Here is a 15,198-nt window from a genome sequence, read left to right on the forward strand (position 1 = left end):
ACTTGGCATAAAGTTTTGAATCAAATTTGCCAATGGTAAATGTTAGGAGCGCGACACCATCTGATATCTGTATGCCACTAGCATAATACTAACCAGCGACAAGATCTGACGCACAAGGAGTTTTTTTGTCTAATAATCTGATATTGATTCAATGCATTGAGGCTTGTCATAATAAAGTGTCTTATGTCGATGCTATTGAAATCAGAGGTAATAAGCTGGCTTACCAGGAAGCTAATCAGATTTAAAAGACGTTATCGATTGCACTGGCTTAGTTTGTTCAACTATAAATGAAAGCATTATCATTAGGCGGTTGGGTAGGAAGTGAAGTACTGGAGCAGATAATTGAAAGAAATGGTGATTAGTGGGAGGGATGATATTTAGTCTTTGCGTTAATAAATACTAAGCACTCGGATACCATCCAGTATTAGAGAAAGTAAAATCAGAGGATAATCTACAGCTCAATGTTAAACATTACGTGGTCAAATATCCTCACTGATTTTAGAGCTTGGAAATAGCTAATAATCCAAAACTTCAAGATAAAAGTAGTCAACTACTTTGTGGCAAACAGTTCGCCGTCTAGCCAGTCCCCGATTATGTCGATCAAAGCTTCATGCCCTCCGGACAGTGTCAACCTCATGAGGTTAATTGGGAGTGCTGTTAACTCGATGTCATTGCCACCCAAAGCCGACGAAACCCGCCAAACTGTGGGCTTGCGATTCATGGCGACGGGGTATGTCAGCGAGACCCTCTGGCAGCCGAGAACATGACCAGCGGTTAGCACCTGATAAGTATCCGATGCCTTTGGTCGTGAGCCTAGACGTTTGTACTTAGCGTCAGTGATAGCGACCCGAAAACCGTCGGTGTCATGAAAAACTACATCGGGTGTCGTCTCCAGCTTGCTCCCATCCCCTTTAATTAACTGGCCAAATTTTATCCCATCTTTGTTAACTCGTATGCCACGCTGACTAGCAGCCCGATGACACAACCAGTAAACATAGTTTTCGTAGATAGTATCAGAGTTCCACAAAAAACCTGACAGTGCATGTTCGCCGCTGGTGTGATGAACACCAGATCCTTCCAATAGCAACAATCCTACCACACGAGCAGCCTCAAGCCCTTGATGTTGTGGACCAAGGGAAATCCGCTGTGCTTCGAGCAGTTGAGGAGGCCTTCTACCAACGTGAGCTAGGCCTGCCACAACTTCGCGCAAAGCTCGTGCTCGGCTGGGTGCTTTTACGGTTGCCGCAAGACATTCTGCGGACCAGCGTAGTAGTCGGGCCAATGCAGTGTCATCAGTTAGGAGATCTGTTACATACGGAAGTACCCAAGGGCGTGCGACCCACTCCCCCAAACGTGAAGTATCTAGTCTTCCTCGGAGAGTGTAGCCAGCTCTTTGCTCGGCTACATAGCCGCGCGGCAGGCCACGTGCAGCCCCTTTGCCGTAGGATGAGAGGAACATCTCGGCGAGCAGGTCGGGTATGGACAGTGATTCCAATTGATGCGCTGCAGTTAGGTTTTCGTCCAAATGACTGCCCTCAACAACCGTTAGAATTCGCCATAAAACCGTCTGCCAACTGCCAACTGTAGCGCTTAGAAATTTCGGCGAGATCTCTATGTCCGTATTGCCAATGCGAACGACACCTGTAACGGCCTCTGCCCTCAACTTCAAGAGCCCGTTGCCGATATCCTCCACCCGGATAGGATCGCGTGAAAGACCTAGAGTCTTGCGCCAGCGCTTGTTCGTCTCTGCTAGTGTACGGAGATCAATATCTTTAGCTTGGTGAACAATCGGTTCACCATATTCTTGGAGTTTGATGCGAACCGGGGCTGTTAGCGTGTAAGCCACCTAAGGGACCTCTGAATTACGTCAATGTTAAGCTCACTAAGACGGACGGGGGACAGAACCCTAGTCGTGACAGTGCTGCTCATTGAGGTTCGCAGCTTCCAAGCGTAATCGCCGAGTGATGGGGCTGTGTCGACGCGCAATAGGTCGATCAATTGCTCTGGGCGGCCGGAGTACCTATCCTCCAACTGAGGGAATAGGACGTTATCCCAGATCGCAGCAAGGCTGCGCCAAGTATCATTTTCTTCAACGGTCGGTGTGGCCTGTCCTTCGACAGTTCGATTACTTACCACGGATGTTAGAAGGCCGTGACCAAGCTCAAATTCGGGACCAAAGTCGGAGGCGATGGCAATGTTTAGTCTGTCGAGCAGTAGATAACCGGTCACCAACGGACTGAGGGTTTCCCAATTGTCTTCACTTGGTTTAGGAATGGTTGTCTTGTCCAGGCCCCAATTCTGGGCTAGGACATCGAGGTTGGGACGCATTTCTATCCGATCGAATCGGCGTGCAAGGGCGCTGTCAATCGGTACAGCTGCTCGATCGACGCTGTTCATCGTTGATACTATGTAGATATTTCTCGGAAATCTGAAATTCTCGGGGATATCAGATTTCTTGCCGCCGGGCCGGAAGATCTTCTCGCTCCGACCGTCTTTGTAGGTCAGCTGTCGGAGGGGTAAGGGGAGAGGTATACGACCATCATCGCGGTAGTCGAAGTCTAGGAAAGTCATAAACTCACCAAAAATGCGAGCCGCGTTACCACGGTTTATCTCGTCAATAAAAATCACTACCGACTTGTATTCCGACGAGGGATCATCCAGTTCAAGTGCGGCGTCGAGAAAGACACCAGCCCATGGTTGGAGACGCGTTCCTTCGGTGGTAATATCGGGCCTCAAGCCTAGCACAAAGTCCTCGTATCCGTAGGACTGATGGAACGTTGTCCATACTACCTTAACGGGCTGGGGGATAGTGATCTCCTGATTCGGCCGACTAAGCGGGCTCGCCGCGTCGTTAGGGTCGAGGAGAATGCCGCGTTGGCTTTCCGGCGGTGTGTCTAGTGCCTGGAATAGCTCACTGATTAACCTCGTCTTGCCAGTCGCAGGGGGGCCGTAGAGCAGAACGTTCCGGCTGGCACTCCATGAGGCCATAATGTCGTTGAGTTTATCAGCCATGTCTCACCTCAGTTTGCATGAATCACACCGCCTACATCATTGCCGAAAAGGTCCCACATCGGGTCGGTTTCAACCATGCAGGTAGGACGCGGCCCCTTCGTGAAACCGGCGTAGTAATCACCTTCGATGGTCTTGGCGATATAGATGCGTAATCCGCCTTCGGGAAAATACGGGCGTGCGTCTTCCGTGCTGCATACGCCGTCCGGCGCCGTCGGGAAGCCTCTGGTTGAGGTCCACGAAGGATGGCGCTGAGATTGGGGTTGCTGGCGGTTCTGGCGGGCGATGCGCATGCGGCCGCCAGCCTTCCGCTGGAACTCAATGGGGCCGGAGATGCCGGGTTGGCCGATGACGTGAGCTTGGATTGTTATGACGGGGAGCGAGTTCACGTCAGTCGCGGCCACGCCGAGGAAGTCAAGGGTAGCGGGAACTATCGAACTTGGTATTTCGATGTAGAGGGATCCGCCGCCGCCTTGGATTCGATAGTATCGCTCAATATTGTAGAACTCGCCCGGCTGAACATTACGCCACCAGATACGGTTGATGTTTAGTTTATTTGTCATATTCAAAAGGTCTCTATGTGGTAAAGGCGCTCTAGCACTGTTCCTTCCTTTGTTCGGTTGTTACTGCGGAACCGAGTGTAGGGTTGCTCGTGTATTGTAACTTTTCCAAAGTCGCTCAAAATGGAGAGCAGCTCATCTTCGTGAACTTGGCCGTCTTGGCTATAGGAGATAAACACATGTGGCACATTAAGTTGCTCGAGTGTTTCGCGAAATGCTTTGCCGGCGTTGCGTCGGTAGCAAAAGTCAGAGGCCTGTTCTTTCCACGGACGGAGTCCCCCATCACCAGCTGCTAATGGCTCGTCTTCCCGAGCGAGTGTTTCCAAGATGTGGTAGTTCCCAGCATACTGCCTTTTGGTATATGGTGGATCGAGGTAGACTGCATCGACGCTGAGAGCCGATGCATGTTTTTCAACCGGCCCATGAAGAACTGTGTGGTGCCCTTGTGTTTGCTCGAACTCAATAGGGTCGAATGTAATCGGCCGAAGTGCCGATCGAGAGAGCTCTCGCAGGAAGTACCCATAGGTACCGCTGATATTCGCTACCTTATTAGTGGCTAGAATCAGATGATGGAGTAGCACGCTATGCTCGATCTCACTAATGTCTCCAGATGAGGCCAACTCACGGATGCCGTCTCTAACACCGTCTATGTGTGCTGCGTTGGTTGCAGAGAAGTAGAGACGTGGCGCACGCCCGTTCGCAGGACTTCCGCCCTCGCCAAACTCCTTAAAAAAGTATCCATCTACGGGCGCAGCCGAGCACATCCAATCCAGAGCTTTGTCGTAGCCACCGAGTGCCTTGAAAGCTGGCGGCTGTTTGGCTAACAGTCGAACCCGCGCATGAATAACTGGGAAGGTCAGAGCATCGGCTGCAGTCACTGAGTAGCCAGCACGGGCCAAGGCCAATGAGACTGAGGCTGTACCACACATAGGGTCAGCGATCGTTGAGCCTGACGGAAGGACACGTCCAATCTCGCCGACAATCCAGTCGGTTAGTCGCGTTTTGTTACCGAGGTAGCGGAACGACATAAATACCTCTCTGCTGCATTACTATTCTGGTGCTCATGAATGCTTCTTCCTAATGATTATGCGTTCGTACATCCGGCGGTACGTGCCGTCGCCGTTTGGCAGATAAAAACGTGGTCCACCTTGCTGAAAGGTGCCTTTTTCCGCTATCTGAGACATCGGCCGACTTAGAGCCTTACTGGAGCCAAGGATCTCGAACTGATCTGGGTTGAACTTATCGAGGAAGGTGATCGGAACTCCCATGGGGCCGTCATAATCCAAAGGGATGTCCTTCGTCTTACTGACCTCAATCGCGTCGAAGTTTGCATACTTCGGGTTTGCGTCTGGAGAGTAAGTCTTCTGGAGGTTCAGGTCCACGTGCCGACTGGGATAATCGAGGTTGGTGAACCAACGGATACCCTTTACCCTGACGTATTTGTTGCCGTACTCGTCGACCCTAGAGCCAGCGGCCATTAGCGGATAGTCGTCTGGCACTCGAAATTCTCGGTCTCCACTGCGTATGCTTGGGCCATACCATATCTGGCTATTCTTGATGAGCGGAAAAATATTCGTATAGGTCACAGCATTCATGTTCCCGATGATTATGAACTTCTTCTCATACTCGACGAGCTGAGCTACGTATTCCTTGAAGAGCGAGAACGGCGGGTTGGTCACCACTATATCGGCCTGCTTGAGCAATGCGACACTTTCGTCGCTGCGGAAGTCTCCGTCTTCTACGAGCTGCTTGATGCCGTTCTCTTGATCACTTGGGATGCTATCGCGGTTATTATTACCTGTATACTCCAAGTAGACAGCCTTGTCAGAGTCATTCTGTCCGAAGTGCTCTGCGTCCTGACTTTGATAGCATGTGGTGATTAACTTCTTCAAACCAAGCTTCTCGAAATTCTCAGAAAAGTAGCGAAAGAAGTTACTGGCTCGAGGATCGTCACAGTTGCAGTAGACAACTTTACCCTCGAAGTGGCTCGTGTAATGCCTTAGCTCAAGCTCAATATCACTGAGGGAGGTGTAGAACTCATCCTTCCTCGCTTGCCTAGCTTGTTGGAAATCCTTGTTTCTGGTGGGAATAGCTGTGTTTTTCGTCATCTGTAACTCCTGAGATCGGGACATGATAGCGCTAATTCAAGAATCGTCAACAGCTCAGTTGGATCTGTCCAATTCCAATAATCTGAAATACTGAATTAATAGAGCTTTCTAGAAGAGTAAAGTTTGCTAGAGCGATAGCCTGCTGATGTTGGAGTGGATATGGGGCACTCTGAACAAATGCTAGCCTTACCATCACGAACTTGATGATGAGTTTTCTTGAGCTCTTCGACCAAATTACTTGTAGACGTAATCTCTGCATCGATACCAAGCAAAACTTGGTTATTGAAAAAGATGGCGCTTAATTAATCCACTCTGTGGCTTGTAGTCGACGAGTAGTAAGGTAAATAAGCTCAAAAACTAAGTAAAATATTGATTAGCGATTTAAGTTGATCGCAACAGCGAAACCAATATTGGGGCCGAAACCTCTTGGTACGTAAGTTGCCGACCGTACATTACGCAATTTAAAAAGGCCTTTCCTGACAACTTCAAAGTTTACAAAATGGCCTGTAACTAGAAGTCTTTGTTGAAGGTAAGGTACTTACCGTATTCCTTAATTCAATCAATGCGCCTTTAACTAAAGTACACTGGAAAGGTCAATCAAAGCTTGAAGGTATCGAATCGGGTTTGGAAAGCCTTAAAGATGAAGTTCGCCAACTTGACCTAAAATCCGTTGCTATAGTCGTTTTTATGGCCTGTACAAAAGCTAACAAACGACTATGGCGTCAGTAACTTATTTTAACCTGCATTCTCATCCCACATAGAGCCATCCCTCAACATTGAGTTGAGGATGACTACCATCTTTCGGACGCATGCAATAATAGCCACTTTCTTGGGTTTTCCTTGCCCAAGTAGTCGCTGATATGTGGCTTTAAACACGGGGTTACCCTGTATAGCTAAAGTCGGTGATGTAGCTGATACGCCATTGCTCGCAATGATCTGCATTGACCTCTTTCTCTAGCCTTACCTCAACAGGATGAAAAACACCGGCGAGAAAAACTCTCAAGTTGATTAGGTTATCCCCCGTTTATAAATTTGGTAAATAAGCCGTCTGTAATCTTTCTTAGTCTTTTATCATCAAGTTGTCTTTCAATAATTGACTTGAGATCCGTAGCAGCGATTTGCTGACTTAATTTCTCAGCACAGAAGGAAAAAACATCGATAGAAGGGTCATCTGAGACTGATTTAGCCGCCTTGGAAAGGTGTACAACCACAAGCAAAATCAAATTGATTAGGAATTCACTGTGAAACGGGGTTCTACTTTTTTTAAGTAATTGAAGTACTATAAACCAGCCATTCTCAGATTGACTCACTGCAACTTCCAAAACTTGGTCATATAAATATGGCAACGAATTCTCCGTTGCAATAATGATTTCTAGATATGACGGTAGGTCTTCTTTGGGGAGCTGCTGGCACAGCTCGACAGTTAGCGCTGCAGTGTTAGCGAACGGGATATCTTCCTTTTGAAAAAGAAAATCAAATTGTTTATCAATAGATAGGTACTGGGTCTTTGTGGCAAAGGACTGAGCGAGTGTTGAGGTTACGCTTTCATCGAAAATTTTGTGTAGTCTAGAAATGAAATCTGGTTGGTCTGCTAGGATAGGCTCAGTGATTGTGACCAGTTTAAGTAGCTGTGTTAGGCTAGAAATCATTTCCTTAATGGCAAAGGTCTCTTCTGTCGTGATTGATAGCTCACCATTTGTGTATAGACCTGCCGCAAGGTAGTTACCAGAGTGATCTTTTATCCAACTTTTGGCATAGAAGAGTGTTTCTTGGGTAATTAGGAGCTGAACCCTAGCTGCTTTAAGTTGAAGACCAAGCTTCGAAATGGCTAATAAAGTTAATCCGTAAAAATCGGTGAGCACAACACGCGGCTTCGCGAGTTTTGATTCGGGGTACTGTTCTTAGCGAAGTTTGGAGATAGGATTGCAGCAACAGCTCCCGACCATTTAGAGTGATTAGCTTGATGTGCCCCCCTAACTTGAATCGGATGATTGTTGTCAGAGAGAAGCTGTAATGATGACTCACTTCGTCGCTTATTGCTCATCGCGATTGTCTTTTTAAGGAACTCATTCAATTGCTTTGGATCTTCAGGGATCGTCAGCATTGCGAAGGAGTCAGTTCCGTCATTGAGTTCCTGCCTGAGTTTGTTTGCGATCTGTAAAGCCCCCTCAAAAGGGGAAACTATTTCTACGATGCGGTACTCAATTAGCTGGTTCTCTATTGTATCGCCCTTCTTTCCCTCTAAAAGTTGCTTCCCTAAGGGACTAGTTGGCAGGATGAAGTCAGGATGTTGGTTTTTAACAGCTGTTACGAGTTTGTAATTAGTAGTCCCGTTAGATTCCAATAAATAGCAGTTTTGATGATCACCTACAGTAGTGGCATAAGTTGGTTGAAAACTACCTTGATCGTGAAGGAAGGCTGAGTTTACCCAGTTACTGTAATGAAGAGCCATTTCATTAGGGCTAACTACAAATAGATCCAAAGCGATCCGTTCTGCACGGCTGAAATCGCCGTATCTCAGACATGTAGCTAGCAATTCCCAAGAATAAGGAGATGGCCGAATGAAGCACTCGTCAGGAATAGTTTCAAAGATGGAGCGTAATTCAGCAGATGAAACATGTTGAGATCGGCCTGCAAATTTTATTAAGTAGATCCAAGCGTTTATATGGTTATCTGAGCTCTCAATGGCAAGATAGGCGTGTTTAAGGACATTTTTGTCTTCTCCAATCGCCTCAAAATAACGGGCCCTACAAGAATGATATAGTGCTTGATGCTCGTCTGGATGGGTTAGAGCTAAGGTCGTATTCAAAGTGGAGAGCTGTTTTGTTTTTATCAGGGAGTCTAGATACATGCCCTTTGGTGGAGATAGCCAGGCACCTTGAATTTGAAATTGCGCTAAGATCTTAGGTATATACCTATGCAGTTCTGCTTCATCTAACAAGTTACAAAGATGGTATGAGTGATGGAATGGATACGCCGTTAAATCATAAGGTGTATCGTTTAGCATCTTGTCTAAATAATCGATAAGCTGCCTCTGAGTTGTTGGCTCAATCGTAACGAGCTTTGCTAATAAGGAGACACGTACCAGCTTTTCCATCCTAGCTAATTCCGGCGCCAAATCTAATTTAAGAGCACGCCGCAGCATTATAGCTGAGTTTGTTGTGAACAGAGTTGGGAAGTGTTTGCTGCTTAATACTCCTTCGATAAAGTCGTCATCTTGAAACGCTACCGGAGACGGTGTTTTTTCTTTATTCAAATATGACTGTAAATTTAGCTTAAGCACAGTGAAGCTATCATCTATTTTATTGATAAAGGGACACAGAGCTGTAGGTAGATCACTGATTTCATTTTGCGTGTAGGTAGCGAATGAAGCACAGGCACCAATAGTCATTCGATCTGACTGGCCTTGATTGAGCAAACTGGCCCCCTCTACTACTAGCCTATCTACCTCGACCTTATCTGGATATGTAAGAAGGTAATAATGCCGATTAGTGAATCTAGGGAAAAGAATGGCGCCTTGGCAAAAAAAGGTGAGAGCCTTATTGGAAAGGTTGGGCTCGTAGTGTTCTAGAGACGGATAGACCTTTGCTAGAAGATCGTGTGCTTGCACTCTTAGGGCACCGATAATCAATCCTTTTAGTGCTGGCAAGTCTAAGTTTAACTCATGAGCTTCCCAAAATTGGCTTAGCTGTTCTGTACTGGCTAAGTTCTTATTAAAAATATACGTGCTGTAGCTTACAGGTGAGTGCTTTGTTTGTAGGTATCGCTTAGCGGCCATTGCTTCTTGAGAGTCTTTGAATTCATACAGCATTAGCGCTGCAGTGATCACATCATTAGGTACCTGATGGGTCGAAGCCAAGCTTTGCTTCAGGGATTGATAGATTGCTCGGCTTTGTTCTTCATCACCAACAAGATCATTAAAGATGCGAAGTGCACTGATCAACATTTGAGCATTACTATCTTTGCCCCCCATAGACTCAATGAGTTCAATGTCAGACTTAGCTTTGTCTAAGTCGTCATTAGCAATGGCGTTAAGGATCGCCTGAATCGGTCTTCGTAATAGGTCTGGTGCAATGCTTTGAATGTACTTATTTAATACATTGTCGCCTTGGCCATCATGGGACTGATTAACCGCTGCAGAGTTAAAATTTTGAGGATCTAGGGGAGTGGTGGTCATTGTTATTACCCGGTCACGATTTTATCACCAGCAACATTGTCGCCAGTACCAGTGTGGTGTTGGTTTATTATCGTCGAACTGGTGATGTTACTGGCTGAGAGCATCTGTAGAAAACTCGGATCAGCACCAATGGCACGTTCAATTCTTTTTGGGGACCATTCGTCATCGATCTCTAGCTCTTGTGCTTTCGAAGCTATCTGCTGCAAGATTTCGTCAGAGGGAGGGTTATCGAAGTGCTTCTTGAGAATATCGACAGTGACCGTAGTGGAAATACACAGCGCTTTGAAAATAACATTCGAGACGAGCCCGATAGCAATGCCAGTTGAGATGGGTTCCATGGTGAACTCCTAAGTTATGGTACTTACAGATGCTGCCGCATTTAGCACAAAGAAGAGCAAGTTAACGACTGGCGCCATCGGTAACTGCCAGTGATAACAGACTGTATGGTAACATAAAACCTCAAAGTAATTTCGTAGCGAAAGGGCAGAAGCAGGGCTTTAAAACTGCAAAGTTCTCTGTGATTTAACACTTGTTTCCTGCTGGACGCTTTTAATCTTTTGTCAAGAATATAAGCCACCGTAGACAACATTCTTCTTACCCTATGAATCTAGAGCACAAGCCTGAGATTATTCTCTATCCTATGGGTAACCCGAACGCCCCCTGATTTTTATGAACCATGTAGAGTAATTACTGATTTAAATATCACTCAAAATTAATAGTTACTTTCGAGTGATTATTTGAACAATATTTCTTTTAAAAGGAATTATTTAGAGTGAATAGTTAAAGTAGAGCACAGGGGACAATACGCTTATTCAATAGTCTCTAAACTGATATAGAGAAGCCAGTGCCTTTTAGTAAAAGTGACTTTTAAAAGAGGGTTCATAAAAGCCAAAAGTAAACGGTGCTAGTCCAGGGGACTACAAACCTAGGGCCAATCAATCAAAAAAGGCAAAAGCTATCACAAAACGCGGCTATGGTTGCAGTTAAACGTTCGGCGTCGAGAAGAGGCAACGAGAGGTTTAGGGGAGATCAATCATATCGTTCAGGTTCAAATGAGGCTCTTGCCTGAGCAATCCAACAACAGGGATGTTGTCTTACAACGTGCGCGTGAGATCACTTCAATAGAGTGCCTTTCTCTGTGTAGAGCATTTTTAAACAGTTGGCAGCAACGCTCGAATCTCTTTGTAGGTAAACTTGCGAGAAAGGTTTTATTCATTAAAAATCTTTGCCCTAGGATAAGCTTTATGGTCTGCGCCACGACTTTGGAAAGTCTCTATGGCTTCGCAATCTTGAGATCTATCAGACCCTGTAGCAGATTCTAGGCACTTTTATCGACCCCCAGATTTTCTGTGTCCTGTTTCCCCCTGGAGCTATCCGTTACGATTAGCCCCATGAAAATGAAAACCTCCCTTGAACATCTGCCTGAGCAGAAAATCCATGAGCTAAAACGTGCTGTGGCCACCATTCGTCAATTTGTTGAGCCGCAGATGATCATTCTGTTCGGCAGCTATGCCCGCGGCGACTGGGTCGAAGATCTTGACCCCGATACCTTGCAGTTTCGCTATCAAAGTGACTTTGACTTGTTAGTGGTCATGGAGACTCGTCAACAAGCCAGTCATGTCGAACAAAATGAGCGTCTCAGTCAGGCGTTGATGAAACCCATTCAACGGACGCCCGTTAGCGTGATAGCCGAAGACCTTGCTTTCATCAATAGACGCATCAGTAAAAGTCAGTACTTCTATATCGACATTAAGCGTGAAGGCATTATGTTGTATGACACCGGCAACTTTACCATTGGTGAAGCCAAAGAGCTGACGGCACTAGAACGGTCTCTTCTGGCGCAGGAAGATTATGATTATTGGATGAAAAATGCGGATGAGTTTCTTATTACTTATTCATTTATGGTGAGCCAAAATTTTCTCAGTAATGCCGCTTTTTTACTACATCAAGTCACTGAAAAACTCTACAGTGCCATTCTACTCGTCTTTACTCGCTATAAACCCAGTGTTCATGATTTAAAAAAACTCGGCGGCCTAGTGGCTGGTATTGAACCGGAGTTTCTCACCGTGTTTCCGCAAGGGACCTAAGAGGAGCGCTGGCGCTTTAAATTGTTGCGAAAAGGCTATGTTGATGCGCGCTATAAACCCAGCTATGTTATCACCAAAGAAGAACTCGAATGGCTAGGCGAGCGGAATATCTGCAAGCGCTCACAGAATGTCTGCGTAAAGCCAAGATCGCCAGTTATTTGGAGTAACATTGAGTCGTGCCTTTTGAAGCCATGGCTGTGTGCTGTCGCCACTTTGCCGCCATTTGGTCATTTGTCGCCATTGAGAAACGATGAAGGAATGGTTATTTTGGAAGAGTTTTACGCTGAATAAGGGGAGAGGGTAGTGCGTAACCGCTTGAAGTTAAGCAATAAAAAAAGGCCAACCCGTTAAGGTTGGCCTTTCTTAGTAATTGGTGGAGGCGGCGGGGCTCGAACCCGCGTCCAAAAAGCCTACATCCAAGGCTATTTGGTTATTTATTATCTGAAAACTTATCATGAAGTTTATGAGGAAATAACTGAGTGTAAACTTGCCATAAAATGTTTAGGTTTTTATGGCCGGTGACTTGAGCAACCTCTTCAATAGAATAACCTTTTTCAAATAGTCGGCTGGCTCCCTCTCTGCGCAAATCATGATAACGCAGATCGTTAATGCCCAGTTCGTTACGCACCCGTTGAAAACCTGCCGTGACAGATCTCGGGTTGTAGGGGAATATCAAATCATTGTGTTGAGTTTGGCGTTTAACAATGTCAAATGAACCAGCAAGCAAAGGCACAATCATATGATTACCAGCTTTTTTTCTGGGGTCCTTTCTGTCACGCACTAAAACAGTTTTATGATCTTGATTTAAATCTTCCCAGCGTAATTTGCACACTTCACCGATCCGCATGCAGGTCAAAATACTAAAGTCTAAGATATCGAGAAAAGGTATCCGAGTTTTCCCATTGGGTCTAAAGTCCATTCTTGCTTGAAGACCCTCTTTGAGTTTTTCGAGTTCATTCTTTGTCGGGCGGCGCGTTCGTTTCTGGCTTTTGCCTACTAAGCCCATTTCGATTAGAACGGGGACCGCATCGTCGAAAATTTGATAGTTAGCAAAAATATCCCAAACGGGTAACGCTTTTTTCATCACACTGCGCAGGTAGGCAATATCATGATAGATAGTTGCAGGCCCAGCACCTGCTGCGCGCCTCGTTTTACAATGTTCTATCAGATCACTGGTTTTTAGTGAGCCGCTTTTCACCTTATAGATGTCACAGTCCATCAGCATCTTAATGACATAGCGTTTCGTTCGCCCTGTTTTTCCCCATAAGTCATGATCTTCAAAGTACAAATTTAGCAGGGTCCCAAGGGGCACGACTTTGTGTGTGTTGAGTGCCCCATGATGTTCAATGGCATCGCATCGAATTTTGCCCCAGGTACGCGCCACGTCTTTTTTACTGAATGTTTTAGACTCACGATGTATAATTTCGCCGGATTCTTTGACGCGCACAGTACAGCGATAACTAAACTTGCCGCTTGCTTTTGTGCGTTTCTCTATTGTAAAAGATGCCATATCAGTGAATTTCGCTAAATCGTCCACCCCCATAATGGGGCCCCTATGGGACACCATACAACGAAATTCAACGAAATTACAGGCTATTCAGAGCGACTCGGAACACATGACAGTATCAACTAAACCAGGCTGCAAGCCAGTTACAGCAATGAAACCGCTCAATCGCACCTTCTCCATCGCGCCCATGCTGGATTGGACGGATCGGCATTATCGTTACCTGGCGCGGATCATGTCTACAGAACTCTTGTTATATACCGAGATGGTGACCACAGGTGCGATTATTCACGGTAAAGGGGATTATCTAGCGTATAACAGTGAAGAGAACCCATTAGCATTGCAGTTAGGTGGTTCAAACCCTCAGGATTTGGCCACTTGCGCTAAGCTGGCTGCAGAACGCGGTTATGATGAGATCAATTTAAATGTGGGTTGCCCTTCGGATCGGGTTCAAAGTGGTCGCTTCGGCGCTTGCCTTATGGCCGAGCCTAAAGTCGTCGCCGAGTGTGTCACCGCGATGAAGCAAGTCGTGGATATTCCTGTGACGGTTAAGACGCGTATAGGTATCGATGATCAGGACAGCTATGAGTTTCTGACTGAGTTTGTCGATACTGTCAGTGATGTGGGCTGTGATACTTTTATTGTGCATGCCAGAAAGGCCTGGTTACAGGGATTAAGTCCTAAACAGAATCGTGAAATCCCGCCCTTAGATTACCAGCGTGTGTATCGGCTGAAGCAGGATTATCCTAAGCTGCATATTTCCATCAACGGTGGGGTTAAAACACTCGATGAATGTCGGGAGCATCTGCTCCATATAGATGGAGTCATGGTGGGCCGTGAAGCATATCAAAACCCCTATATATTGGCCGAGGTCGATCAGCTACTTTGCGGTAGCAATAAACCTGTGTTGAGCCGAGATGCTGTTTTAGAGAAATTTATTCCTTATATAGAGAAACACCTTGTCGACGGTGGCAGGTTAAACCATATCACTCGCCATATGACAGGAATGTTTCAAGGAGAGCCAGGCTCCAGAGCCTGGAGACGCTATATTAGTGAGAATGCTCATAAACAAGGGGCTGGAATCGAAGTGATTGAACAGGCTAGAAAAAAAATGGATTGCTAGACTCGATTTAGCTTTTAAAAACCGCCAGACTGGCGGTTTTTTTGATCTCACTGCAGATAAATCAGTTCTCTATACCCTCACTTAGTGAATTTAACCAGCCCATGGTTAAAATTACTAAAACCTTATTTACCTTTTCATATCATTTTCGAGCCAATTTAACACATCCATTCCCAAGTTATTGTTATTTAGCTACTTTAATTGTTTTGTCAAAGTTGGCACGCTGCTCGCATTATCTAATTTGTAAATCACTTAAGTCGAAAGACACCAATGAAAAGGAAGACATCATGTTTAATTCAACTGTTAGCAAAATAGCAAAAGCATCTCTAGTGGTCGCAGTATTGATGGGAGCGAGTATGGGGGCCCATGCAGATGGTCTTATTCTTACTGATTTGACTCGCAATATAGAGCAGAACATCAGTGCCCAAATGCAAGATATGATGCAAGTCGCCCAACGCGAGCTCAGCCTCTCACTACAAACACAGCTTTCAGAAGCCATGTTTGAACTAGAAGACAGTGGCAAGACAAGTGAGTTAGTTAAGCAGCAATCTAAGGCAGTGATCACTAGCGCTATGGTTAAGGATTAAATATGTGGTTTACAGCGGATATAGTGACTCTACTACTCATGCCAGT

General features: G+C 45.8%; 12 protein-coding genes and 2 pseudogenes. 3 read left to right on the forward strand and 11 right to left on the reverse strand.

The annotated features are described in order from the left end of the window. Window positions 1-550: 550 nt before the first annotated feature. The 10 genes and pseudogenes from FM037_RS03425 to FM037_RS03470 all read right to left on the reverse strand — a co-directional run bounded on the left by FM037_RS03425 (window position 551) and on the right by FM037_RS03470 (window position 10,192). The gene (locus FM037_RS03425; protein WP_144044855.1) at window positions 551-1,846 is read right to left on the reverse strand and encodes an McrC family protein; all 1,296 of its coding nucleotides are present in this window, start codon (window positions 1,844-1,846) and stop codon (window positions 551-553) included. Then, window positions 1,831-3,012 carry an AAA family ATPase gene (locus FM037_RS03430; protein WP_144044856.1) on the reverse strand — a complete coding sequence of 394 codons (1,182 nt, stop codon included), beginning with the start codon at window positions 3,010-3,012 and terminating at the stop codon, window positions 1,831-1,833. The genes FM037_RS03425 and FM037_RS03430 overlap by 16 nt, the downstream gene beginning before the upstream one ends. 8 nt (window positions 3,013-3,020) lie before the next feature. Further along, window positions 3,021-3,578 (reverse strand): hypothetical protein, encoded by a 558-nt coding sequence (locus tag FM037_RS03435; protein ID WP_144044857.1) that lies wholly within the window; start codon window positions 3,576-3,578, stop codon window positions 3,021-3,023. After that, the gene (locus FM037_RS03440) at window positions 3,575-4,597 is read right to left on the reverse strand and encodes a DNA adenine methylase (protein WP_144044858.1); all 1,023 of its coding nucleotides are present in this window, start codon (window positions 4,595-4,597) and stop codon (window positions 3,575-3,577) included. Before FM037_RS03440 ends, FM037_RS03435 begins: the two co-directional genes overlap by 4 nt. Before the next feature lie 33 nt (window positions 4,598-4,630). Continuing rightward, window positions 4,631-5,677: an adenine-specific methyltransferase EcoRI family protein gene (locus FM037_RS03445; RefSeq protein WP_144044859.1), complete on the reverse strand. Its 1,047-nt coding sequence runs from the start codon at window positions 5,675-5,677 to the stop codon at window positions 4,631-4,633. 735 nt (window positions 5,678-6,412) lie between these two features. Next, window positions 6,413-6,571, reverse strand: a pseudogene (locus FM037_RS29085) (IS110 family transposase); the annotation flags it as partial. After that, a pseudogene (locus tag FM037_RS29090) lies at window positions 6,561-6,665 on the reverse strand (DUF2787 family protein); the annotation flags it as partial. The pseudogenes FM037_RS29085 and FM037_RS29090, both read right to left, overlap by 11 nt. 25 nt (window positions 6,666-6,690) lie before the next feature. Then, window positions 6,691-7,539, reverse strand: a complete 849-nt coding sequence (locus tag FM037_RS03460) for a hypothetical protein (RefSeq protein WP_144044860.1) — start codon at window positions 7,537-7,539, stop codon at window positions 6,691-6,693. Then, window positions 7,515-9,854: a GreA/GreB family elongation factor gene (locus FM037_RS03465; protein ID WP_144044861.1), complete on the reverse strand. Its 2,340-nt coding sequence runs from the start codon at window positions 9,852-9,854 to the stop codon at window positions 7,515-7,517. The genes FM037_RS03460 and FM037_RS03465 overlap by 25 nt, the downstream gene beginning before the upstream one ends. A 5-nt stretch (window positions 9,855-9,859) precedes the next feature. Next, on the reverse strand, window positions 9,860-10,192 hold the full coding sequence (locus FM037_RS03470) for a hypothetical protein (RefSeq protein ID WP_144044862.1): 333 nt from the start codon (window positions 10,190-10,192) through the stop codon (window positions 9,860-9,862). 1,053 nt (window positions 10,193-11,245) lie between these two features. Here FM037_RS03470 and FM037_RS03475 point away from each other — a divergent pair. Continuing rightward, a complete protein-coding gene (locus FM037_RS03475; RefSeq protein WP_144044863.1) occupies window positions 11,246-11,941 on the forward strand; it encodes a nucleotidyltransferase domain-containing protein in 696 nt (231 codons plus the stop codon). A 430-nt stretch (window positions 11,942-12,371) separates the two neighbouring features. On the opposite strand, the gene FM037_RS03480 is transcribed toward FM037_RS03475, so the two are convergent. After that, window positions 12,372-13,451 (reverse strand): site-specific integrase, encoded by a 1,080-nt coding sequence (locus tag FM037_RS03480; protein WP_144048802.1) that lies wholly within the window; start codon window positions 13,449-13,451, stop codon window positions 12,372-12,374. Between the two features lie 106 nt (window positions 13,452-13,557). On the opposite strand from FM037_RS03480, the gene dusA reads away from it, so the two are divergent. Together dusA and FM037_RS03490 are read left to right on the forward strand one after the other, a co-directional pair. Then, complete coding sequence (dusA, locus tag FM037_RS03485) at window positions 13,558-14,568, forward strand: tRNA dihydrouridine(20/20a) synthase DusA (RefSeq protein WP_229381075.1); 1,011 nt, start codon at window positions 13,558-13,560, stop codon at window positions 14,566-14,568. A gap of 284 nt (window positions 14,569-14,852) precedes the next feature. Further along, entirely contained in the window at window positions 14,853-15,152 is a 300-nt protein-coding gene (locus FM037_RS03490; RefSeq protein ID WP_144044864.1) for a hypothetical protein, read from the forward strand. Window positions 15,153-15,198 lie beyond the last annotated feature (46 nt).

This window comes from Shewanella psychropiezotolerans, from assembly GCF_007197555.1.
Taxonomy (GTDB): domain Bacteria; phylum Pseudomonadota; class Gammaproteobacteria; order Enterobacterales; family Shewanellaceae; genus Shewanella; species Shewanella psychropiezotolerans.

What these genes read in the sequence shown, in the direction of transcription:
- FM037_RS03445 (WP_144044859.1), bottom strand. Translation starts at nt 5,677, where the DNA reads ATGACGAAAAACACAGCTATTCCCACCAGAAACAAGGATTTCCAACAA.
- FM037_RS03475 (WP_144044863.1), top strand. Translation starts at nt 11,246, where the DNA reads ATGAAAATGAAAACCTCCCTTGAACATCTGCCTGAGCAGAAAATCCAT.
- dusA (WP_229381075.1), top strand. Translation starts at nt 13,558, where the DNA reads ATGACAGTATCAACTAAACCAGGCTGCAAGCCAGTTACAGCAATGAAA.
- FM037_RS03440 (WP_144044858.1), bottom strand. Translation starts at nt 4,597, where the DNA reads ATGTCGTTCCGCTACCTCGGTAACAAAACGCGACTAACCGACTGGATT.
- FM037_RS03490 (WP_144044864.1), top strand. Translation starts at nt 14,853, where the DNA reads ATGTTTAATTCAACTGTTAGCAAAATAGCAAAAGCATCTCTAGTGGTC.
- FM037_RS03470 (WP_144044862.1), bottom strand. Translation starts at nt 10,192, where the DNA reads ATGGAACCCATCTCAACTGGCATTGCTATCGGGCTCGTCTCGAATGTT.
- FM037_RS03465 (WP_144044861.1), bottom strand. Translation starts at nt 9,854, where the DNA reads ATGACCACCACTCCCCTAGATCCTCAAAATTTTAACTCTGCAGCGGTT.
- FM037_RS03430 (WP_144044856.1), bottom strand. Translation starts at nt 3,012, where the DNA reads ATGGCTGATAAACTCAACGACATTATGGCCTCATGGAGTGCCAGCCGG.
- FM037_RS03480 (WP_144048802.1), bottom strand. Translation starts at nt 13,451, where the DNA reads ATGGCATCTTTTACAATAGAGAAACGCACAAAAGCAAGCGGCAAGTTT.